Source organism: Enterococcus sp. AZ084 (genome assembly GCF_051714905.1).
GTDB classification, from domain to species: Bacteria; Bacillota; Bacilli; order Lactobacillales; family Enterococcaceae; genus Enterococcus_B; species Enterococcus_B pernyi.
The window spans coordinates 1,267,520-1,289,511 of the sequence record NZ_JBIOSS010000001.1; the positions used below are offsets into that span (position 1 = coordinate 1,267,520).

The window sequence follows — 21,992 nt, forward strand, 5'->3', positions numbered from 1 at the left end:
GTGATCAGCGAAGATGAAGAAAATGTGATAAAAAGATTTTGAATAGTTATAAAAAGTTAAATTAAGAAAAAATAGACTTGAGAATTGACGATTTTAGTCGGAATCAAGTCTATTTTTTTGGTATACTAATAACAGTATGTTTCAAGGAGTGAGTAGATGCGAGTAATTTCAGGAGATTACGGCGGTCGCCGTTTAAAAAGTTTAGCAGGACCAAATACTCGACCGACTTCCGATAAAGTCAAAGAGTCGATATTCAACATGATCGGTCCTTATTTTAATGGAGAGGTCGTTTTGGATCTTTACTCAGGAAGCGGAGGTCTAGCGATCGAAGCAGTTTCCAGAGGCTGTAGCTACGCAATCTGCGTGGAGAAAAACTATCAAGCACTAAAAATAATCAAAGAAAATATTGAAATCACAAAAGAACCGAACAAATTCAATACAATGAAATTAGATGCTGATAAAGCGATTGAGTCACTGGCGAAAGAAGATCAAAAGATTGATATTCTATTTTTAGATCCACCTTATGCTAAACAAAAAATCGTCGATCAAATTGAACGTATGGAAGAATTGGCTCTTTTTCAGGATGCTGCCTTGATCGTATGCGAAACAGATAAGTCAGTGGAGCTTCCTGAGACAATAGGAAATTTTCAACAAATCAAACAGCAGACCTATGGCATCTCTGCGGTGACCATTTATAGAAAAGAGGAAATATAAATGAGAAGAGCTTTATTTCCAGGGAGTTTCGACCCATTGACTATGGGACATTTAGACACGATCGAACGAGCTGCGAAGTTGTTTGATGAAGTGATCATCGGTATCTTTATCAATACATCAAAAAAAACATTGTTCACGGCTGAGGAACGCTTGGAATTGATCACACAAGCAGTCGCACACTTAGAAAATGTCCGAGTGATCCACCAAGAGACACAGCTGACAGTGACGACGGCAAAAGAACTAGGTGTTCAAGCGCTGGTTCGAGGTGTTCGCAGCTTCAAAGATTTTGAATATGAACGTGACATTGCGCAAATGAATCATCACTTGAGTCATGAATTGGAGACGGTGCTTTTTATGGCAAAACCAGAGTATAGCCATATCAGCTCAAGTATGCTTAAAGAGGTTCTTTATTTCGGTGGAGATGTGAGTACCTACTTGCCTCCAGTTATCAACGAAGCATTAGCTAGAAAGCGTGAAAGTGATGCAGAATAAGAAATGGTGGAAAACATTATCCGTGATCCTTTTAGGTACGTTATTAGCAGGCTTTGTTATTGTTCCTTTACCTTATTATGTGGAAGCTCCAGGTGCCACGATCGATCTTAAAGATATGATCACAGTCAATGATCAAGAAGATAAAGAATCAGGCTCTTTCTCTCTCACTTCTGTAGGAATCAGAAGAGCAACAGGATTTGGTGTCGTCTCCGCACTTCTCTCAGATTTCCAAGATGTTATCAGTGAAGAAGAGTTGACTGGTGGAGCGACAAATGAAGAATATAACCAGATGCAAAAATACTATATGGAATCCTCGCAGAATGCCGCCATTGAGCAAGCCTTGAAACTAGCGAATATTCCGTATACGATGGAATTCAAAGGTGTCTATGTCATGGGCGTCGAAAAAAATTCGAGTTTTTACAAGAAACTATCTGTTGGCGATACAGTCACGAAAGTAGATGGGATGGGTTTCAAGAGTGCGGAAGAATTTATGGAGTACGTGAAAGGACAGGAAGTAGGACAGGTTGTCACAATCACCTTCATCCACAATGGCAAAGAAGAAGAAGCTTCAGGTAAACTGATCGAGTTATCGACAGATAAAAAACCAGGAATCGGGATCACGTTGACCGACCATACAGAAATCGCCACAGACACAGAAGTGGCAATCAATTCTGGTTCAATCGGTGGCCCTTCAGCAGGCTTGATGTTTACTTTGGAGATCTATGAACAGTTGACCCATCAAAACATCCGTAAAGGGAAAAAAATAGCCGGTACAGGGACAATCAATAGTGCAGGTGAAGTGGGACGAATCGGTGGAATCGATAAAAAAGTGGCAAGTGCAGACGAAGCAGGAATGAATATCTTTTTTGCGCCGGATGATACGATTTCTGAGGAAGTGAAAAAAGAAAATCCAGATATCAAAACGAATTATGAAGAAGCCAAAGCTGCGGCTAAAAAACTCAATACATCGATGAAGATCGTTCCGGTCAAAACAGTGCAAGATGCCTTAGAGTATCTTGAGAACATGAAATAAACGGTTTATCGACTTGTATGTTTTGTACTCATATTTTAAAGCGAGGTCTAGACATGTTTAGCCTCAACAAATAATGCGCCATCCACGAAAATTGTTTTTTAAATTTTTGTGAGTGGCGCATTATTTTTCGAAGAGGTTCTATCTGTTCCCGCCGTTTATTCGGTTTAGATGGTACGAAAGGGCTGAGTCCCCTCTTTTTCTTTTTTTTCAATAATTACAAAAAAACGTTTTGTTATTTTGTAGGTAATTTTAAGTAAGTTTGCTACCATAATAAAAAAAGAGTTAGAAAGGGGCAAGGAAAACATGGAACAACCAAGCAATCGCCAATCATCATTCGATATTGGAGAACATTACTCAGATAAAAGGTATAAAAAAAATTTTGGGCACTTGCGAAAAACAGCAGACTTTAAACGTGTATTAATCGATTTTGACAAACAACTGGAAAAAACGAAAGATCAACTGTCAAAACATCGAAACGGTGTGTTGTGGACCAGACGCTTACTTGCAGAATTTCGACAGAAAAAGTTGAGCAAAGCGGGTAGAGTTTTCAATTTTATTCTAAGGCGTAAGAATAAAGAGCCTGAAAAATATGAGAATACACTAAAGGATTTGAACAGTAAATATTTTAAATCAGAATATATTCAATCGATTGTTGATAAAGATGTATGGATTGATCCAAAAGAAATCGTTGATGAAATCAAGCACTTAGCTTCAAGAGCGAAATCTATCCCTACGGCTCGCGGGTTGGAACTAAGGGAACAGTTTCGAGCACAACCTTCGGAGCAAAAAAAATGGCGTCAACCTGAAACAGAAGAAGAATTACACTACAGTACCCTTTCTTTCCTAGAGGAAGGTGGGGAAAGCGAGAAGTCGCGCAAGATAACTATCAATAGAAAAGATGACCCCGTCATTTACGCAGTAATCCGACGAGAGAACAAGGGGGAAAAAGTCTCATTAAATATAGAAGTTTCCCATAATAATGAGAAACGAATCGAAAAACCTATAACTAGACACCATAGAAATCCTTCCGTTCATGGCGAGGTAGCCTTTACTGGTCAGCATGAGCAACAAATCAAACAACCAAGACGGTTATCACCAATTTCAGAGTTGCAAGAGAATAATGGGAGAAAAAATTCATTGAAAGATGAGTTTGAACGACGTGATTCGAAACTTCGAGAAGTAAAATCTGCGATCAATCAAGGACTTATTTCGTCAAAAAATTTATCTGGAGAAGGCGCTGTGCAATCGGTGAAACAACGGATTTGGGAAATAGAGAACGGATCTGGGAAGTCCGACCGTATGGTTTTTAATAGTCATAATGACTCAGACAAACGTTCATTTGGCATGACCAAACAAGCAGCAATGAGTAAGTCAGGGGAAAATCGACCACCAGCTCCGCCTTCTCCAAGTTTGAAGCCGAAACCAAGGTTAGAACCAACTAGATAAACCCTGGATATAAAAAATAAAAGAAATAATCATTTGAGGCGTATCTAATAGTGAAGGAACATCACATTGTAGATGTTTTTTCACTATTTTTTAGAAAGGAAAATGAAATAGCAAAGAATACCAATGAAGAAAATAGTTCAAGAAATCTTTGATTCGCCAAAACGCCTCATTCTATTTTTTATATGCAGTGTATCAGTTAGCATGATAGTAGGAGTGGTCGTATACCGTCAGATCGGTCCACCTAAGATCCATGAATCTAGTAACATACCGTTGATAACTGCGACAAGCTCGGATAGTTACCAAAAAACTGCAACAACCGGAACAACGACAAACGACCCAATCATGTATGTAGACGTGAAAGGCAATGTCCATCGACCAGGAATATACGCATTTACCGACGAGGAACGTGTATTTGATATCATTGAAAAAGCAGGAGGATTGACTGCACACGCTGATGAAAAACAAATCAATTTTGCTGCAAAAGTTTCGGATCAACAAGTGCTTTATATTCCCCAAGTTGGGGAAGAGATGCCTCAGTTCGCAGAGAAAGTAAAGGAAAAAGAACAGACAGAGGAAAAGAAAGTCAATCTTAATACTGCCAGCCTTGCTGAATTACAGGAGCTTCCGGGAATCGGAGCAATGAAAGCACAAGAGATCATCAATTATCGCGAAGCCAACGGTTCCTTCCAAACAATTGAAAGTTTGAAAGAAATATCGGGATTTGGCGAAAAGACAGTTGAAAAACTGAAAAACTTCGTTACAATTACAATAGAATAAACCAATGAGGTGACAAATTATGAGCAATGAACGAATTCCTTGGGATCAGTATTTTATGGCACAAGCCGTATTATTATCATTAAGAAGTACATGTACACGATTAGAAGTAGGTGCCACATTAGTTAGAGAAAAACGAATCATTGCGGGTGGTTATAACGGCGCAGTGAGTGGGGATGTTCATTGTATCGACGAAGGTTGCTATGTCGTGAATGGTCACTGTTTACGAACGATCCATGCAGAAATGAATGCGTTACTCCAATGTGCAAAACTCGGAGTTCCTACAGAAGGGGCAGAGATCTATGTCACCCATTTTCCATGTTTGGCATGTACAAAAGCATTGCTTCAAGCAGGAATCAGGAAAATCCACTACTTGCATGATTATCGCAATGACCCTTATGCACAGTCATTGATTACCCAATTAGGTGCATCCGTCCATCAAGTCAATTTAGATATGAAATATTTTGCTAAACTTCAACAAGAGTCAACAGGAGAGCTTGATTAAACAATTTGGCGAACAAGTTCGTAATTACTTGATTTTACCAGCAATGTCTTCAGTCATTTTATGTTTCGTTTACTATAAGGAGCATGATCTGTCTCGCTTGATCGTTGCTGGTCTTTTTCTTCTGGTACTATTCAAACACAAGCAAGCGGTGATCTATCTTTGTTGTTTTTGCAGTCTGACAGTCTGGTTGTCTTGTCTTCGTTCAGAGGTTCCCTCGATTGATCACACAAGAACAACTGAAGAGTTTCTATTGATGACCGATACAATTCAACGGAATGGCGACTGGTTGACTGTAGAGGCGCGAAGAATCCCCACGAAACAAAAAGTCCAGCTAAGTTATCAAGCCAAAACAAAAGCAGAAGCACACCAATGGGAAGACTTTCGCGGGTATCCGATAGAACTTCGAGTAACTGGCAGTTATCAAACATCTGAATCGTTGCGTAATCGTTATGCATTTGATGCGGTCAAATATCTGAAGGGATCACGAACTAGTGGTCAGTTCCATGGAACTGATTTCGAAGTCCTGCCTTCAACAAGGGGAGGGTGGACTCTATTTCGTGACCTCCGTGGAAAAGCAATCAATTATGTAAAAAAACGCTATCCTGAAAAAATAGGAATGTATATCAACGCGTTACTTTACGGTTATCGTGATGCTTCTTTTCGCGAGTCCGAATCAATTTTTAAAGCCACTGGATTACTGCATCTATTCGCAGTTTCTGGGATGCATGTCCACTATTATTTAGGATTTTTGTATTATCTTTTTCGACGAAGTGGTTGTCTTTTGTCTATTACGATTCTTCCACTGACATTGCTTACAGGGGGGTACATCCTATTAGCTGGAGGCTCATTTTCTGTGGTTAGAGCAGGGAGCTTATTTATTTTGAAGCTTATACTTAAATTGGCAGCAATCAAACTATCTACGCTTGATTGCTTTTCTTTGAATCTATGGTTGCTTTTATTGTTCGATCCATTGATCCTGCTTCAAATGGGCGCGCAATTAAGTATATGGATGAGTTTATTATTTATGACATTTTCTCACTCATCAAAAGGTTGGAACAATCGTTTATTCTATTTATTCCAAACAAGTGCAATTCAATTACCATTAAGTGCTTGGTATTTCTATGAGTGGTCGTTTTTAGGTGGCTTATTCACGACACTTGGCATTCCATTATTCCAATACGTCCTTCTTCCAGGGGTGATCATTCTCTTTTTAGCAGGCAACATCCTTCCGCAGTCTTTATTAGAAATCCTCGAATCGTGTTTGATGCTCTTTGAAGACTTCCTCTCTTTTTTTGATTTCTCCACACTGACAATCGGGCAACCCGCTTTTTATTTCTTTTTATTGAGTATTGTCGTCCTCTTACTTTTGTTTGAGAGCGTAACGATTCCGCCATGGAAAAAAATCATTTATTCATTATCACTCCTCCTCAGTTATTTCTTGATACCATTACTTGATGCCTCGACTACGATCACCTTTATCGATGTCGGACAAGGCGACAGTATCCTACTAAAAAGTCCGATGAAACAAGAAGTAATTTTAATCGATACTGGGGGCAGATTAAATGTTGAAACAGAAGCGTGGCAGCAACGTATTACTCGTCCTTATGCAGAAAATAATATCGTCCCGTATTTAAAAGGACAAGGGATCACCACGATTACAAAACTATTTCTCACACATAATGACACTGATCATATCGGGGAATTAGAAACACTCTCGTCACATTTCAGCATCGAAGAAATATACATTGGTTGGGGCGCTGCCAAAGAGCCAAAGTTTCGCGAACGATTGATAAAAATTAGTCAGTTAGGAACCAAGATCATAGAAGTCAGGCAAGGAGATCGAATATCTGCTTGCTTTGACTTGTACGTTTTGATGCCAAGTAAAGAAGGACAAGGAAAAAATGAAGATTCAGTGGTTCTCTGGTTCGCATATAAGAAGCAGCGCTTTTTATTACTGGGGGATTTGGATCAAGAAGGGGAACTCGACCTGTTGAATGCTTACCCAACATTAAGGGCGGAGGTCGTGAAACTAGGACATCATGGGAGTCGTAGTTCGAGTCATCCTATGTTTTTGGCTGCTTTACAACCGAAGATAGGAATTTTATCTAACGGGTTTGACAATCGCTATGGCCATCCTCATCCTGAAGTTCTTGAAACGTTGGAAAGCTTAGAGAGTACAGTTTATCGGACAGACAAAAATGGGGCGATCACTTTTTATTGGCATCCTATTTGGACAAAAAATGGCCGACTTCAGAAAATGATAGACTAGCAATTTTTGTTTTCTCGTGATAGGATAAATTGGAAAGTGGTGAGAGATGTGAGTATCCAAGTTGAACTACAAAAAATTCGTAAAGAAAAGCTCGCACCTTGTTATCTCGTTTTAGGAACGGAGAAGTTTTTACAAGACCAAGTGCGTACAGAAATCCTCAAGAAAATACAAATATCAGGAGAAGATGACCTTAATTTTCTGCGATTTGATATGACTCAAGCAACGATCGATGACGTAATCGCTGAAGCAGAAACCTTACCGTTTTTCGGTGATCAACGTGTGGTTTTTGTCGAAAACCCTTATTTTTTGACGGGTGAAAAAAACAGCAACAGTATCGAACAAAACACAGATCTTTTAGTAGACTATTTAAAAGAACCGCTTGAATCAACCGTACTCGTCTTTTTTGCGCCTTATGAAAAATTAGATGAACGAAAAAAAGTTACGAAACAATTGAAGAAAACGGCGGTATCGATCAATGTTCAGCAATTGAATGAAAAAGAAGTGCGACAGTATTTATTGAACACATTAGAAAATACACCGCTTACTCTAGATCGTAAAGCAATCGACCTTTTTTTACGATTGACTGATTTAGACTTATCAAAAATGATGGCAGAATTAGATAAATTGATGTTATATGGACAGAATCAATCAGCAATCTCTGCGAAAGAAATCGAACAATTAGTGCCTAAGACATTGGAACATAATATCTTTGACATGACACAATATATGCTTTCTGGAGATACGGAACATACCCTGCGATTATTTGAAGATTTAGTCACACAAGGGGAAGAGATCATCAAGATCAATGCGATCCTACTCTCCCAACTACGATTGTATCTCCAAACGAAATTTTTAGTCAAGATCGGGTACCAACAAGCAAACATTGCGGAAACTTTGAAAATCCATCCCTATCGGGTAAAATTGGCAATGCAAGAAGTTAGGAAGTTCGATGAACGAACATTAGTCCAATTGTTCGACCAATTAGTCGAGATGGACTATCAAGTAAAAAGTGGACAGATCGAAAAGAAATTGAGTTTTCAATTATTTGTGTTTCAGGCAGCTGAAAGATTAAAAAATAAGTAAAAACAATAGCAACACAAATACACACAGTTCGGTTGATCATCAGAAGGATCAGCCAAACTGTGTGTATTTGTGTATAGAAAAAGGAAATAAAAAAACCGGCCGTGGCCGATTTCCTTATTTAGCGATTTTTTTGCTTAAACGAGATTTGTCGCGGTTTGCTTTGTTTTTGTGGATAAGACCTTTAGTTTCAGCCATATCGATCGCTTTAACAGCGTCTTTATATAACGCATCTACGTTGTCAGCACCTGAAGCTACAGCATCCTCAAATTTTTTGATTGCAGTACGCATAGCACTAGTTTGAGATGAATTTTTTACATTCGCGTTTTCGCTTGTGCGAACACGTTTGATTGCAGATTCAATGTTTGGCATTTGTTTCACCTCCGATAAGTAAAGTTCTTACGCGTGTTACCGCATAATTCAACATTCATTATTATACCTAATGCGAGCGCGCATTGCAATATCAACATGACAAGTTTTTTTCCTTAACACGTAAGAAATATCAGAGAGCATGGATTTATGAGTGGCAGAAAATCAAAAAAACAAAAGAAAAAGCGCTGTTGTGGGAGACAACGAGCGCTTAACCAAACGTGGTTTAATTTATCTAGGTAAATAAATAATTGAATGGGATGTTTGGTACTGAAATAGTATATAACAAAGTCAACCGTTTGCAAAGTTTTTTTTGAAAAGGGATACGATTGCTTCAAATCAATGAATCATAACGTTAACATAGATTAGTTATTTTATAACTAATTAGAATGCATGAAAAGGAGCTATTCGGGTGTTCCAATGATTTTGATGTATTCATCGATGTTTTTGATCATCATTCGTTTGATGACTAATTGATTTCGACGATTCCATTTTCCGCTGACTTCCAATACATATTTGTTTAAAGGTAAACGTAAAACATATTTTGCCAAGTAGCGATCTTTAATTAGACAATTGATTACCCGATCTTCAAGTTGGAGATTCAAACCAGTCAACATCATTGGTTGTTCTTGTAAAACATACGTATCAATCAAAAGACCTTCAAAAGTTTCCACGAGCGTCTTCCTTTCTTCTAAATCAAACATTTCGCACTTCTTTTAAAATTTCCTGCATAAAAGAGGAGCACTTACACTTAGTATAACAAAAAAGAAGCACCAAGCCAAAAAAAAGCCGAAAGAACTTGAATAATCCCAAGATCTTTCAAGTTTTCCGACTTTTTTTATAGATATTTGAAAAAATAGTTACGTATATTAAAAATTGGCATCAAAGACGTTTTGGATCAAATCAGGAAATAGTAAGTAGGTCAATCCAATAATCAATAGAACAGCCAATAAAAACCATCCAACAGTCCCAAAGAAATATTTTAGTTTTTGCATATGCGATCACCTCAAAACTAGTATACCACGAACAAAAAAATTATCCTTTTCTCAACCACTAGATGCATCATTATTTATTAAAAGAAAACAATTGGAGAATGCAATAGGCTATTCCAGAAGCAATCACAGGGCCCGCTGCGATTCCTTTTAAAAAGACAACGCCTAAGATCGTTCCAAAAACTAAAGCCACAGTGATTTGTGGATCTGTCGCAATCAAGCCAACGCCTTTAGACGACAATACAGCAACTAAGCCGCCACAGAAGATCGCTACCCAACCCATAGGTGATTTGAACGCATCAAGCAAATCTTTTAAACCAATATCACCTGTAGCAATAGGCACTAAAATCGCCGCAGTAATGATCGTCACGCCAATATTGATTCCTTTCCCTTGGAGCCATGTCAAAAAATCTTTTGATGCAGGAATAAACTTAACAAGTAAAATAAAACCAGTCGCTAACATCAGACTTTGATTTTTAGCAAGGACGGCAACCAGCATGATCAACCCAAGAAATAACCAACTTTCCATCAAAAAACCTCACTTTCTAATTATTCATCATACCATTTTTTTAATACGATGCAAAAGAGTCATTAGCAAAATATTTGATCGAATATAGAAGGAACAAAAAGGTACGAAGAATTAGACGAAAAGGCAAAATGAGAAAAATACCTACGTTGATGATGTCAAAACATGTTTTTATGAGGTGAAGAATAGAGTGTCTGATTTATCATGTATACTTGATGTGAAAAAGTAACGAATAAACTGTCTGATGTCGCAAAAGGGAAATGGGTCGATAAGGCAACAAATGTGATGAAAAACATGACAGAATCTTCTAGTTAGAAAAAATTAACGAATAAAAAAGTCGAATCATACCAAAATTTCTCGGATGATTCGACTAAATTGAGAAGTTATTTACGTTTCAATCTTTCAAGAAAATAGTCTTCTAATACACCGCCTAGTACAAAGATGAGCCAAGAGTAAGCCCAGCTTCGGGTCATAAAGGACCAAACCATGTAAACGATGAAGATGCCCGGCCAGTATAAACGTTCAAATAAACGAATCGCTTCTGCAGAGTCTCCGTACATGTGTTGAGATGCTCGTGGTCCTGGCTCATCTTCATCTGAGATGAAGAACGTGCCTTCAGCCACTTTTGAAAACCAAGTGTAGATGATGCTGACATAGACGATAAAGAAGACGCCGAGTGCCACGGAAGCGAAGAAAAGTAACAAAGCGAATCCAATTGGTAAGCCAAAGGCTCTATTTGCAAAGATAGGTGTGACCGAAAGGATACATAAAATGATACCGAAAACTAGTCCTACTCGAAAACTTTTCGCATAGGCTTCTGTTTGTTGTCTTGCTTCGATTTTTACTTGCTGTGAATAGGGTCGATCATTTAGTTTCTTCTTACTAGCTGAATAGCTCAAACTTGTAGTAATAATCAAACCAACGCCTAAAGCGACTAGAAGAAACATTGCCAGAAAGCCGATGATCTCGCTAATACCATTAGCAAAAAATACGAGCATTCCTACAGCTAAGATACAAATAGCAATTCCAGTTGAAAGAAAAAGGGAGAAACGACGGACTTGGTTCCAAAATGAAATCACTTCATCGAGTTCAATCTCGTTTTCCCAGACTTCTTCGTCAAAAGAGGACCGAGAAAGTTCCAATTCTTGGAGGATCTCATCAATAGAACCAAATTCACTGATGACTGCGCCAATGGCTTCATGCTCTGATTTTCCTTCTTCTAATAATCCGTGATACTGATCTTCCATGATTGCCAATAGATCTTCTTTGGCTTTTTTTGTTTCAGGAGTGATCGGCACATTTAAAAATAAACTATCTAAGTAATCCTGAATGGTTTTCATAGTTCTCCTCCTTGTAGAAAACGGTCAACAACGATTTTCGTTTGTTGCCATTCCTCTTTTTTTTCTTTCAAAATGTTCTCCCCGGCATCGCTGATTCGATAGTACGTCCGTTTCTTTCCATGAGTGACTTCCCCAGGATACGAAAGGATCAGTCCCTGCTTTTCTAAGCGTGTAAAAGCGGAGTACAAAGTGGTTTCCTTGATCGCATATAGCGCATCGGTTCCTTCCCGGATTTGCTTCGAGATCTCGTAACCATAGGAATCTTCCTTGGAAAGAATGGATAAGATGATGGCATCATTGTATCCACGAATTGCATCACTTGATATCACTTGATCGCCTCCTTTTTCAATTACTCCATCTGTCGTAATAATTATAAAACAATTACTACGACAGGTAAAGTAAATTAAATAAATTAGTTAGAATTCAGTCTTAGGTCTGAGTCTGTTTGTTAGAAATCGATTTGCGGAGACAATATTTGGGGAAATGTCACAATGTTTAGACAAGATTTAATTGTTTTCGTTCTCATTTGAGCTTTGATAAGTGATTTGGTACAATTGATATAAATATAGAGTGAAGAGGAGGGACATATTTAATGGGCAGCTTGACTAAAATAACAGAAACAGATAATTATTCTAGATATCATATTAGCTTTAGTCATGCAATTATTTTTGTATTTTCTATCCAAGGCATCAGTGCGCTTAAAAATAGAAAAATCAATCAAAAATAAATGACCATTCAATATGTTTATTCCATTTTTAGCTAAGTACCAGATAAATGAAATAACAACAGGTCATGAATTTTTTCATGGCTTTTTTGATTGGTCTTAAGGAGCAAGAAAATGTATATTCAAGCGAATAAGATCAGTAAAAATTATAGTGGCGTACCTCTTTTTGAAAATTTGAGTTGCACACTCAATAAGCAAGACAAAATCGGATTGATCGGACAAAATGGAACTGGGAAAACAACTCTTCTTCAAATGTTGATCGGGTCTGAAGGTGTTGATAAAGGGACAGTTAGTAGGAAAAAAGGGCTGTCGATTGGTTATATTCCACAGAAAATGGAAAATGGCTCAATCGCTACTTTTGACTATGTGTATCAAAGCTTCAAAGACATCCAAGAATTGCAAACACAACTCACTTACTATGAAGAAAAAATGTGTATCACAACGGAAGATCTGGACCATATCATGAAAGTATATGGCGACTTGCAGCAACGATTTGAGACGATGGGCGGATATGGCTTAGAAGATCGGATCACGAGTGTTTTGAAAGGATTAGGCCTTGATGAACAAATTGAAACATCACTTGATCAATTAAGCGGAGGCGAACGTATTCGAGTAGAATTAGCCAAAGTATTATTACAAGAAAACGATGTCCTTCTATTAGATGAGCCAACCAATCATCTTGATCTCGAATCCGTACAATGGTTGGAAGAATATCTGAGATTGACAAATTGTGCATTCCTCGTGATTTCCCATGATCGTGCATTCCTTGACAATGTAGTCAAAAAAATCATGGAGATCGAGGACGGTCAGATAATCGAATATTCGGGAAACTATAGTCGTTACATGACGTTGAAGAAACAACGAATACAGGAACTTCAAAAAAATCATGAACTTCAGCAAAAAGAAATCAAACGATTGAAAGGAATGATTCGCCGCTATCGTCAATGGGGAAATGAAGGGGACAACGAAGCATTCTTCAAAAAAGCAAAAGAAATCGAACGCAGATTAGAAAAAATGACACTGATCAATGCGCCTAAGGTCCCCCGCAAAAAACTAACTACGATCAGTCAAGAAGATCTGTCGGGGAAAGAAGTGTTGGTTGCCAAAAATATAAAGAAAACAGTAGGTCACAAATGTTTGTTTTCAGATAGTTCGTTTATGATCTATCGTGGTGAGCGGATCGCCATATTAGGTAAGAATGGTTCTGGGAAATCAACGCTATTAAAAGTAGTGATGGGGGAAATAGGAGTAGATGAAGGGGCTATTAAAACTGGCGCAAGTTTGTCAATTGGCTATTTACCTCAACGCTTAACGTTTGATCAACCAGAACAACGGATATTGAATTATGCTAAATACCTGATACCTAATGAACAGAAAGCACGACAAGTATTAGCGAATTTTGGATTCTTTAGTGGGGATGTCGCTAAAAGGATCAAAGATCTTTCTGGCGGAGAACAAGTAAGGCTGTACCTCTTGAAACTATTCCTAAAGAAAATCAATGTATTGATCTTAGATGAACCAACCAATCACTTGGATATCTATGTAAGAGAAGAAATCGAAGAATTATTGTCTACATTTACCGGTACCATTTTATCAGTTACTCATGATCGCTATTTCTTGCGAAAGAATTTCGATCAGATATTATTAGTGAAAGATAAAAAAATCGAAAAGCTATTGTATGAGGATCATTCATTTTAGCTCAAAAAAGTATATAAAAAATAGTAGTAAGCTCAGCGATGCGTGAGCTTACTACTATTTTGTTTTGGTGTTGCGCTTACCAATCATTTAGCTGGTTTGCGATGAGCATATCAAATTACATTGCGATAAACCAGTAACCGATCAAGATGATCCCTAAAATGATACGATACCAGCCAAAAACAGTAAAGTCATTACGTTTCAAGTAGTTGATCAAGAACTTGATCGCAAAAATCGAAACGATGAATGAAACCACAGTACCTACTAAAAGAATAACTGTTTCTTCCGTTTGGAAGCTGTTGCCATCAGCAAGGTATTTCACGATCTTTAATCCACTGGCACCAAACATCACTGGAATGCCAAGGAAAAATGAGAACTCAGTGGCAACGAAGCGGGAAGCACCAATCAGGATTGCTCCAAGGATCGTAGCGCCGGAGCGTGAAGTCCCTGGTATCAAAGCCAAGACTTGGAAAGCCCCAATCAGAATCGCTGCTTGGAAAGTCAAATCATTCAGGTTTGACCAACGAGGTGTTTTATTTTTGTTTCGTTTTTCAACAATGATAAAGCCGATACCGTAAACGATCAAGGCGATCGCTACTGGTAAAAATTTATAAAAATGGGCATCTAACCAATCGTCCAATAATAAACCAATAATAGCTGCTGGCACACAAGCAACAAGTACTTTTGACCATAAAACCCACGTATCTTTTTTCTCGATCGAGGACTTGCTTGGCGCAAAAGGATTCAACTTGTGGAAATACAAAACAACGACGGCTAAGATCGCTCCTAATTGGATCACGACATTGAACATCGACATGAATTGTGAACTCGCATCAAGCTTGATGAATTCATCTGCTAAGATCAAATGTCCTGTACTACTGATTGGCAGCCACTCTGTGATTCCTTCAATGATTCCTAGAATCGCTGCTTTTATGATATTTGCAAAAAACATAAATTCCTTCCTTCCCAATTAAAATACAACATTTAGTATACCGTTCTTTGTTTCCAAAGCCAAATTGTTTCTTTGAGATTAATACAAAAATAAAGGACTTCAAAAAAGAGGACGGGACAGAAGTGTTCAGCCTCGAGAAATAAGGCGCCATCCACGAAAATTGTTCTTCAAATTTTTGTGGATGGCGTCTTATTTCCGAAGAGGGTACTTCTGTTCCCGCCGTTTATTCGGTTTTAGGTGGTGGGAGAGAACTAATGTCCCACTCCCTATTCAATGACTCATCACATAAATGATTCTCTTGTCTGTTGTTTTCCTTGTTCGATATAACTGGTATCGTTGACACTTTCAATTGAAAAACGACCATTTTTATAGGTTACTTTTGTGACACTACCATTTAACAATCCAGCACGAACTGGTTGAGAAGGATCGATCAAGCTAAGAAGAAAAGCAATCGTTAGGCCGTGGGAGACGACTAAAACATTGCCACCATTGTTCTTCTCACACTGATGGGCGATATCTTCAAAACCTGACCAGACACGTTCTTTTAATTCGTCATAAGGTTGCGCCCAGCCAGCAGTATCCGTCTCATAGATGGCATTAGCGATTTGTTCAAAGGTAACATCTGTGGTGAACATCTCATCGTATGTTTGAAAATTTAGTACACGAGGAATGACACCCCACATCTCCATATCGTAGCCACCTTCTAGCGAACCAAAACACCATTCACGAATCCGTTTATCAATAAAGTAAGGAATTTCTTTCCCTTTTGTATGTTCGCTTAAAACGATCCGTGCCGTTTCGATTGCTCGGCCACTGTCGCTTGAATAGGCGTAAGAAAAATCGATATCTTTTAGACCCTTACCTAAAAAATGGATACCTTCTTGTCCTTGTTTCGTCAATGGTGTGTCACACCAGCCTTGCACACGTTCAATCGTATTGAACATTGTTTTACCATGACGGACGATATACAGGGTTGTTTCACTCATGTTGAACGACCTCCTAAGTTTGATTAAGCGTTAAAAAATGGGTTGGTTTTTTTCTCGTGTTCAATCGTTGTTGGTTCTCCATGGCCAGGATAGACCACAAATTCATTTGGTAGAACAAAAAGCTGTGTCGTGATGCTATAGAGTAACTGCTCTAAATTACCAGTGTAGAGATCGGTGCGCCCGATACTCCCTTTAAAGAGTGCGTCTCCAGATATCACGAAGTCATCGAAAATAAAGCTAACACTACCGGCTGAATGACCAGGTGTTGGAACGACTTCAAATGACATATTCCCAAGACGGTATTGTTTCATTTCAAATTCATATTCCGCAGGAGAAACAATGATATTATCCATATCATCATGGCGACCAAGTCCTGAGAGATTCAAGATGGGATCTCCAAGCCATTCTTGTTCTAGTGGACTGACATAGACAGGGATGTCATAGGTATTTCTCAATGCTTCGACAGCGCCAATGTGGTCGTAATGCGTATGAGTCAATAAGATAGCGACAGGTTGTTGCTGGGTCTTCTTGATTTGTTCTTGGATCATTTCAGCGTCAGCTCCTGGATCAATGATCAGAAGCGCTTCGTCGTTGTAGACAAGGTAACAGTTTTCCTCGATTGTTCCAGTTTTTAATTGTAAAACATGCATAAAAGGAAACCTCCAACTTTTAAAAATTCTTTCTTCTATCGTTCGATATAAGTATAACGCAAATATGGATCAGAAACAAAAGTGTCTACTTTTATAACATCAGTTATCTGAATTGTCAGATTATATGAAAAGTGTTTAAAAATTTTAAACGGAAGAATAGAAAATTTTCATTGATTTTTCATTTACTCTTGTTACATTGAATGTATCCAAAAATCCAAATTCTATATCCTATATCCCTGCTTATCCGAGCAGGGTGTTTTTGTTTTTTGCGAAACGGTCTATTTTGCGGTACTCTAATACAAGAAGGAGGCGACCATGGTGAAAAAATCTAAAATATCCGTCCGTCACTTAGTCGAGTTCATCTTGCGTCGCGGAAGTATCGATAATCGAAAGAAAAGTAATCATACCGCCTTGGAAGGTGCAAAAATCCACCGCAAGCTCCAAAAAGAAGCAGGCGAAGAGTATCAAAAAGAAGTGTTCTTACAAACCAGTGTACAGCTTGATCCTTATGAACTGATCGTTGAAGGACGAGCAGATGGTATCTTCAAAAAAGATGGCGTGTACCACATCGACGAAATTAAAACGTCGGAACCACGCTTTGAAGATTTAGAACCCGAACAAGTCGAATTGTTTTTTCATCAAGCAAGAGTGTATGCCTATATTTATAGTCAAGAAAACAACTTAGAGGAGATCAACCTCCAGCTAACCTATTATCAAACCACAGAAGAAGTGATCACACGGAAAGTGGAACATCAGACGAGAGAACAACTGGAAGTATTTTTTAAAAAACTGACCGAGGATTACCAAGAGTGGCTGATTTTTCAGGAAAATTGGCGTACGGTACGTAATGCCTCATTGATGGCATTAAAGTTTCCATACGAAGAGTATCGTAAAGGACAAAGGGAACTGGCAGTTGCTGCCTATAAAACGATCCGGACAAAACAAAAACTGTTTGCGGAAGCCCCCACTGGTACTGGAAAAACGATCTCTACATTATTTCCAGCCTTAAAGGCGATCGGAGAAGATGAAGGAGAACGTATTTTTTACTTAACCGCGAAAACTATTACGAGACAGGTGGCTGAAGATGCGTTAGCAGCGTTAAAAGATGTTGGGGCTGAGACAAAAAGTGTGACCTTGACAGCAAAAGATAAGATTTGTTTCTTAGATGAGACCACGTGTAATCCAGATCAATGTCCTTATGCCAATGGCTATTATAATCGAATCAATGAAGGGTTATGGGATCTACTGAATCATGAAAACCAAATAACTCGCGAGGTAATTGAGAAATACGCGAAGAAACATACCTTATGCCCATTTGAACTCTCTTTAGATGTCAGCTTATGGTGTGACGTGATCATCGGGGATTATAATTATCTTTTCGACCCAACGGTTTACTTGAGACGATTTTTTGATGAAGAGAAAAATGAAGATCATCTTTTCTTGATCGATGAAGCACACAATTTAGTCAATCGTTCAAGAGAAATGTATTCTGCTGAGTTATCTTATGGAAAAGCACGTAAAGTCTATGGAGAGATCCCGAAGGAATTTAAAAAACTACGTCGTCGATGGAATCGTCTTTTAAAAGCTTTTGATCAGATCCAAGAAATTGCTCTTGAAGAAGGATGGAACTATCATCATCAAAAAGCCCCAGCAGATTCATTGATCAACGCAGGGTTTCAACTCGGTGAATTTATTCAAGAATGGTTGGCTGAATATCCTGAACACCCGATGCAAGAGCAAATTTTAGGATTTTATTTTGACTTGAATCATTTTTTAAAAATCAGTGAATTCTATGACGATCACTATGAAACAACTGTAGAGAAAAGTTACCATGATTTGATCGTGAAGCAATTTTGCATCGATCCTAGTTTATTTTTAGAACAATCGTTGAATAAAGGACGGAGTAGTCTTTTGTTTTCTGCGAGTTTTTCACCACTTTCTTATTATCAAGAAACATTAGGGGGCAAAGAGAGTTTAGCGTATCGCTTACCTAGTCCATTCCCAATTGAGAATCAACAAGTACTTATAGCAAGTTATCTTGAAACGACGTATCGCAAAAGAGAGCAGAGTATGCCACGTTTAGTCGAAACGATTCAACGTTTCATTCAAGGGAAGAAGGGCAATTATATGATTTTCTTTCCTTCCTATCAATATTTGGACCAAGTCGCCGAAGTGTTCAAAGAAACTTACCCTTCGACTCGCACACTTATCCAAGGAACCAAGTTGAATGAACAAGAACGAGAAGATTTCTTAGCAGAATTTATAGTCGAACCGCAAGAAACATTAGTAGGCTTTTGTGTACTTGGCGGCATTTTTTCAGAAGGAATCGATCTACGCGGATCACGCTTGATTGGTAGTATGATCGTTGGTGTGGGCTTACCACAAATGAATCATGAGCAAGAGTTGATCAAATCTTACTATGATGAAAAAGAACAACTAGGTTTTGCTTATGCTTACCAGTTACCAGGAATGAATAAAGTATTGCAAGCAGCTGGGCGAGTAATCAGAGATATGGAAGATCAAGGCATTGTGCTTTTAGCCGATCAACGCTTTGCCTCGTTAAATTATCGTAAACTTTTCCCGCCACATTGGCACCAAGCAAAAGAAGTTCGAACAGTTGAGGCATTATCACAAACTATCCATCAGTTTTGGCAAGACCACTAAAAAAGGACGAAGCAAAATGCTTGTCCTTTTTTAGTGATATCTCAATAGTACCCATGAACTAACGGTAGTTTGTAAATTGCAATTCAATCGGCAAGTCTAGTTTTCTTAAAAGTGCGATCACAGCTTGTAGATCATCGCGATTTTTACCAGTTACTCGGATCTGGTCTTCTTGGATCTGTGTTTTCACTTTTAGTTTTTCATTTTTGATCGCGGTCGTGATCTTCTTGCCATTATCGCGGTCGATCCCATTGACTAGATCAGCAGATTGGCGTGCTTTACCACCTAAAGCGTGTTCCGTTTCAGAAAAGTGGATATTTTTGATTGGCACATTGCGTTTATTCAATTTTCCAAACAAAACATCTTTGATTTGTTCGATTTTAAATTCATCGTCACTTAGCACAACTAATTTATTTGTATTCTCTAACTTGATCTCAACCGTTGAATCCTTGAAATCGAAACGGTTAGTTAATTCTTTCGTGGTTTGTTGGATTGCATTTTTTACTTCTTCAACAGATACTTCTGAAATGATATCAAAACTTGCATCTTTTGCCATAATGTCCTCCTCGTTCATTCGGTTTTCTTTTATTGTAGCATAGGCTTATTTTTTTTGTGACATCTTTACTAAAATTCTTCTCATTTAAGTAGTCGCTATTTTATTTTCTGGAAGAAACTGTTATTCTTACATTTGGAATAAACTTGAAAAGGAGAGGTGCTTGTGAGCAGATTCATGACTGTCTATCAAAGAAACGAAAATCTTAAGAAAATAGTGGTTATCTTGATGACCGGTTTGTCTGCAGCGGTGGCATTGAATTATTTTTTGATTCCAGCCAACGTCTTTTCTGCAGGAATGAACGGGATCGCCCAAATCATTGCTTCACTATTATCTGAATGGGTCCATATAGATGTCGATACTGGAACGTTTATTTTTCTATTGAATATTCCTGTATTTATATTAGGCTTTTTAAAAGTCGGAAAACGCGCAACTGTACTTAGTTTCATCAACGTTGTTTGTGTGTCAGTCATGACGACAGTTTTACCGACAGGACAGGTAACAGATAATATACTGATGAATGCATTAGTCGGTGGTGTTTTACTTGGCGTCGGCGTCGGTATTTCTCTGAAAATGGGTTTTACGACTGGTGGAATGGACATCATTTCATTGGTTCTTTCTCAAACGACAGGGAAAACCGTAGGAAACTATATGCTGATTTTAAATGGCATTATCGTCGTAGCAGCTGGCTTCCTCTTTAATTGGGAAAGTGCTTTGTATACAATCATCTCAATCTATGCAATGACTCAAGTCATCGATGCGATCCATACGAGTCACCAAAAAGTGACCGCCATGATTGTCACTGTGAAACCAGAAGAAGTGACTGCTGAAATTGCGCAACGCATGGTTCGGGGGATGACTCTCTTACCTTCAGTTGGTGGATATTCAAAACGTGAAGGAAAAATGATCATGATGGTCATCACACGTTACGAAATGTATGATCTTGATCAAATCGTCCATGAGATCGACGAAGATGCGTTCATCAATATTTTACCAACGCATTCCGTTTTTGGTCGCTTTGCCAATGAGAACGAACAAAAAATGTATCGTTCAACAGGGGTTCTTCCTGAAATCAAACATGCATCTAAAAAGGCGAAAAGCAAATAAAAAAGTGATAGACAAACAAATCTACCCCCTTGTTTGTCACCTTTGAACCGAATAACTAGTGGAAAAAGAAGTAACTTCTTAGGAACTAAGAGGATCTATAAAAAATTTGAAAAACAATTTGCGTAGCTGTTACCTTAGTTCTTGAAGTGAAAGACTTCTGTCCAGACCTTGCTAGCCAAATGAATATTTACAAACCTCTTAAAAAAAGGTATGATAAACAAAAATTGTGAGAAGGAGAATCCGAAGAATGAGTGAACAAAAATGGTCTGCTGAAGAAGTAGATGAAATCAAAGAGCGAATTCTCACCGCGTTAGAAATGGTGATTGACCCAGAACTAGGAATCGATATCGTGAACCTAGGTTTGATCTATGAAATCGAATTTGACCCTGAAAATGGAGATACCGTTGTTAAAATGACTTTGACAACGATGGGCTGTCCGTTAGCTGATATCTTGACTGAATCGATCCATGATGCACTAAAAGAAGTGCCAGAAGTGTCAAAAGCAGAAGTCAAATTAGTCTGGTATCCCGCTTGGACAACCGATAAAATGAGTCGTTATGCACGAATTGCGCTTGGGATTCGTTAGAAGTTTTTCATCATATAACGGTTTTTTTAGATTAATTAGTTAGATTTTGATTGTATTTTAAGTAAAGATGACTAAAAATAATAAGCTCTTTCGTTAATTAATAAGTTAATGAGAGAGTTTTTTGTTATGGAAATTTAGTTAATTAAAATTTTAATTATATAGTTTGGTTTCCATTAGTTTAGAAGGTGAAAATAATTGGTATTTCTAAATGTTAACTTATACAAACATGTTAATAGAGTAGGAGAAACCACTATTTCTCAATAGAATTGTTCAGAAATATATAAATTTTAGAATGAAAAATGAAATAATTATGATAAGTAAAAATAAGAAATTCTATGTCAAAATTTATCTTAGGAACATACTAATTTTCAAATTGATTAGTATGTGTTTTTATATAATTTGAATATACCTAAATTATACAATTAATGTTTATTCATATATATAGTATTAAAGTGTCCAATATAGATGTTCATTACCTACAAGTTACAACAGAAGGATTATAATTATATAATTTGGGTAAGCAAAAGTTTCTACAAAA

At 37.9% G+C, this 21,992-nt stretch carries 22 protein-coding genes; 12 read left to right on the forward strand and 10 right to left on the reverse strand.

The features are described 5' to 3' along the window. The first annotated feature begins 156 nt into the window (after nt 1-156). The 8 genes from rsmD (at nt 157) to holA (ending at nt 8,316) form a co-directional block, all read left to right on the forward strand. A complete protein-coding gene (gene rsmD, locus IGI79_RS05955) occupies nt 157-714 on the forward strand; it encodes a 16S rRNA (guanine(966)-N(2))-methyltransferase RsmD (RefSeq protein WP_019723134.1) in 558 nt (185 codons plus the stop codon). Then, nucleotides 715-1,206: a pantetheine-phosphate adenylyltransferase gene (coaD, locus tag IGI79_RS05960; RefSeq protein WP_195476243.1), complete on the forward strand. Its 492-nt coding sequence runs from the start codon at nt 715-717 to the stop codon at nt 1,204-1,206. After that, nucleotides 1,196-2,239 carry a SepM family pheromone-processing serine protease gene (locus IGI79_RS05965; RefSeq protein ID WP_207463899.1) on the forward strand — a complete coding sequence of 348 codons (1,044 nt, stop codon included), beginning with the start codon at nt 1,196-1,198 and terminating at the stop codon, nt 2,237-2,239. Before coaD ends, IGI79_RS05965 begins: the two co-directional genes overlap by 11 nt. Nucleotides 2,240-2,542: 303 nt before the next feature. After that, nucleotides 2,543-3,685 (forward strand): hypothetical protein, encoded by a 1,143-nt coding sequence (locus tag IGI79_RS05970; RefSeq protein ID WP_229078418.1) that lies wholly within the window; start codon nt 2,543-2,545, stop codon nt 3,683-3,685. Between the two features lie 201 nt (nt 3,686-3,886). Next, complete coding sequence (locus tag IGI79_RS05975) at nt 3,887-4,462, forward strand: helix-hairpin-helix domain-containing protein (protein WP_258080084.1); 576 nt, start codon at nt 3,887-3,889, stop codon at nt 4,460-4,462. Between the two features lie 19 nt (nt 4,463-4,481). Next, entirely contained in the window at nt 4,482-4,964 is a 483-nt protein-coding gene (locus IGI79_RS05980; RefSeq protein ID WP_034689319.1) for a ComE operon protein 2, read from the forward strand. Then, the gene (locus IGI79_RS05985; RefSeq protein WP_195476241.1) at nt 4,957-7,233 is read left to right on the forward strand and encodes a DNA internalization-related competence protein ComEC/Rec2; all 2,277 of its coding nucleotides are present in this window, start codon (nt 4,957-4,959) and stop codon (nt 7,231-7,233) included. The genes IGI79_RS05980 and IGI79_RS05985 overlap by 8 nt, the downstream gene beginning before the upstream one ends. A gap of 36 nt (nt 7,234-7,269) precedes the next feature. Then, nucleotides 7,270-8,316, forward strand: coding sequence for a DNA polymerase III subunit delta (holA, locus tag IGI79_RS05990; RefSeq protein WP_077151784.1), 1,047 nt, complete (start codon nt 7,270-7,272; stop codon nt 8,314-8,316). A 114-nt stretch (nt 8,317-8,430) separates the two neighbouring features. On the opposite strand, the gene rpsT is transcribed toward holA, so the two are convergent. The 6 genes from rpsT to IGI79_RS06020 all read right to left on the reverse strand — a co-directional run bounded on the left by rpsT (nt 8,431) and on the right by IGI79_RS06020 (nt 11,869). Beyond that, nucleotides 8,431-8,685, reverse strand: a complete 255-nt coding sequence (rpsT, locus tag IGI79_RS05995) for a 30S ribosomal protein S20 (RefSeq protein WP_010735647.1) — start codon at nt 8,683-8,685, stop codon at nt 8,431-8,433. Between the two features lie 401 nt (nt 8,686-9,086). Beyond that, the gene (locus tag IGI79_RS06000; RefSeq protein WP_010735646.1) at nt 9,087-9,356 is read right to left on the reverse strand and encodes a hypothetical protein; all 270 of its coding nucleotides are present in this window, start codon (nt 9,354-9,356) and stop codon (nt 9,087-9,089) included. A 195-nt stretch (nt 9,357-9,551) separates the two neighbouring features. Beyond that, the gene (locus IGI79_RS06005) at nt 9,552-9,677 is read right to left on the reverse strand and encodes a hypothetical protein (protein ID WP_010735645.1); all 126 of its coding nucleotides are present in this window, start codon (nt 9,675-9,677) and stop codon (nt 9,552-9,554) included. A gap of 70 nt (nt 9,678-9,747) precedes the next feature. Next, nucleotides 9,748-10,203 (reverse strand): DUF441 domain-containing protein, encoded by a 456-nt coding sequence (locus tag IGI79_RS06010; RefSeq protein WP_010735644.1) that lies wholly within the window; start codon nt 10,201-10,203, stop codon nt 9,748-9,750. Between the two features lie 380 nt (nt 10,204-10,583). Next, nucleotides 10,584-11,540, reverse strand: a complete 957-nt coding sequence (locus IGI79_RS06015; protein ID WP_195476327.1) for a permease prefix domain 1-containing protein — start codon at nt 11,538-11,540, stop codon at nt 10,584-10,586. Continuing rightward, nucleotides 11,537-11,869, reverse strand: a complete 333-nt coding sequence (locus IGI79_RS06020; RefSeq protein ID WP_104872446.1) for a PadR family transcriptional regulator — start codon at nt 11,867-11,869, stop codon at nt 11,537-11,539. Before IGI79_RS06020 ends, IGI79_RS06015 begins: the two co-directional genes overlap by 4 nt. Before the next feature lie 509 nt (nt 11,870-12,378). Between IGI79_RS06020 and abc-f the strand changes: the two genes are divergently transcribed. Further along, nucleotides 12,379-13,962, forward strand: a complete 1,584-nt coding sequence (abc-f, locus tag IGI79_RS06025) for a ribosomal protection-like ABC-F family protein (RefSeq protein WP_335884851.1) — start codon at nt 12,379-12,381, stop codon at nt 13,960-13,962. Nucleotides 13,963-14,077: 115 nt separating this feature from the next. Here abc-f and IGI79_RS06030 read toward each other — a convergent pair whose 3' ends face one another. From IGI79_RS06030 to IGI79_RS06040, 3 genes are all read right to left on the reverse strand, one after another. Then, nucleotides 14,078-14,911: an undecaprenyl-diphosphate phosphatase gene (locus tag IGI79_RS06030; RefSeq protein WP_065095862.1), complete on the reverse strand. Its 834-nt coding sequence runs from the start codon at nt 14,909-14,911 to the stop codon at nt 14,078-14,080. A gap of 281 nt (nt 14,912-15,192) precedes the next feature. Next, entirely contained in the window at nt 15,193-15,897 is a 705-nt protein-coding gene (locus tag IGI79_RS06035) for a histidine phosphatase family protein (protein WP_019723743.1), read from the reverse strand. A 23-nt stretch (nt 15,898-15,920) separates the two neighbouring features. Next, on the reverse strand, nt 15,921-16,547 hold the full coding sequence (locus IGI79_RS06040; RefSeq protein ID WP_010735633.1) for an MBL fold metallo-hydrolase: 627 nt from the start codon (nt 16,545-16,547) through the stop codon (nt 15,921-15,923). Nucleotides 16,548-16,862: 315 nt separating this feature from the next. On the opposite strand from IGI79_RS06040, the gene IGI79_RS06045 reads away from it, so the two are divergent. Beyond that, complete coding sequence (locus IGI79_RS06045) at nt 16,863-19,211, forward strand: ATP-dependent DNA helicase (protein ID WP_347082162.1); 2,349 nt, start codon at nt 16,863-16,865, stop codon at nt 19,209-19,211. A gap of 58 nt (nt 19,212-19,269) precedes the next feature. On the opposite strand, the gene IGI79_RS06050 is transcribed toward IGI79_RS06045, so the two are convergent. Further along, on the reverse strand, nt 19,270-19,764 hold the full coding sequence (locus IGI79_RS06050; RefSeq protein ID WP_019723741.1) for a YajQ family cyclic di-GMP-binding protein: 495 nt from the start codon (nt 19,762-19,764) through the stop codon (nt 19,270-19,272). Nucleotides 19,765-19,938: 174 nt separating this feature from the next. Here IGI79_RS06050 and IGI79_RS06055 point away from each other — a divergent pair, with 174 nt between their 5' ends. Both IGI79_RS06055 and IGI79_RS06060 read left to right on the forward strand, forming a co-directional pair. Then, the gene (locus tag IGI79_RS06055) at nt 19,939-20,868 is read left to right on the forward strand and encodes a YitT family protein (protein WP_034691361.1); all 930 of its coding nucleotides are present in this window, start codon (nt 19,939-19,941) and stop codon (nt 20,866-20,868) included. 247 nt (nt 20,869-21,115) lie between these two features. Further along, nucleotides 21,116-21,454 carry a metal-sulfur cluster assembly factor gene (locus IGI79_RS06060; protein WP_019723739.1) on the forward strand — a complete coding sequence of 113 codons (339 nt, stop codon included), beginning with the start codon at nt 21,116-21,118 and terminating at the stop codon, nt 21,452-21,454. The last annotated feature ends 538 nt before the right edge of the window (nt 21,455-21,992 follow it).

Bases quoted from the DNA above. Each gene is read 5' to 3' on its own strand.
- IGI79_RS05970 (WP_229078418.1), top strand. From the start codon at position 2,543: ATGGAACAACCAAGCAATCGCCAATCATCATTCGATATTGGAGAACAT.
- IGI79_RS06005 (WP_010735645.1), bottom strand. From the start codon at position 9,677: ATGCAAAAACTAAAATATTTCTTTGGGACTGTTGGATGGTTTTTATTG.
- IGI79_RS05975 (WP_258080084.1), top strand. From the start codon at position 3,887: ATGATAGTAGGAGTGGTCGTATACCGTCAGATCGGTCCACCTAAGATC.
- IGI79_RS05980 (WP_034689319.1), top strand. From the start codon at position 4,482: ATGAGCAATGAACGAATTCCTTGGGATCAGTATTTTATGGCACAAGCC.
- IGI79_RS06030 (WP_065095862.1), bottom strand. From the start codon at position 14,911: ATGTTTTTTGCAAATATCATAAAAGCAGCGATTCTAGGAATCATTGAA.
- rpsT (WP_010735647.1), bottom strand. From the start codon at position 8,685: ATGCCAAACATTGAATCTGCAATCAAACGTGTTCGCACAAGCGAAAAC.
- IGI79_RS06040 (WP_010735633.1), bottom strand. From the start codon at position 16,547: ATGCATGTTTTACAATTAAAAACTGGAACAATCGAGGAAAACTGTTAC.
- rsmD (WP_019723134.1), top strand. From the start codon at position 157: ATGCGAGTAATTTCAGGAGATTACGGCGGTCGCCGTTTAAAAAGTTTA.
- IGI79_RS06010 (WP_010735644.1), bottom strand. From the start codon at position 10,203: ATGGAAAGTTGGTTATTTCTTGGGTTGATCATGCTGGTTGCCGTCCTT.
- abc-f (WP_335884851.1), top strand. From the start codon at position 12,379: ATGTATATTCAAGCGAATAAGATCAGTAAAAATTATAGTGGCGTACCT.
- IGI79_RS06050 (WP_019723741.1), bottom strand. From the start codon at position 19,764: ATGGCAAAAGATGCAAGTTTTGATATCATTTCAGAAGTATCTGTTGAA.
- IGI79_RS06015 (WP_195476327.1), bottom strand. From the start codon at position 11,540: ATGAAAACCATTCAGGATTACTTAGATAGTTTATTTTTAAATGTGCCG.
- IGI79_RS06045 (WP_347082162.1), top strand. From the start codon at position 16,863: ATGGTGAAAAAATCTAAAATATCCGTCCGTCACTTAGTCGAGTTCATC.
- coaD (WP_195476243.1), top strand. From the start codon at position 715: ATGAGAAGAGCTTTATTTCCAGGGAGTTTCGACCCATTGACTATGGGA.
- IGI79_RS06060 (WP_019723739.1), top strand. From the start codon at position 21,116: ATGAGTGAACAAAAATGGTCTGCTGAAGAAGTAGATGAAATCAAAGAG.
- IGI79_RS06055 (WP_034691361.1), top strand. From the start codon at position 19,939: ATGACTGTCTATCAAAGAAACGAAAATCTTAAGAAAATAGTGGTTATC.
- IGI79_RS05965 (WP_207463899.1), top strand. From the start codon at position 1,196: ATGCAGAATAAGAAATGGTGGAAAACATTATCCGTGATCCTTTTAGGT.
- IGI79_RS06035 (WP_019723743.1), bottom strand. From the start codon at position 15,897: ATGAGTGAAACAACCCTGTATATCGTCCGTCATGGTAAAACAATGTTC.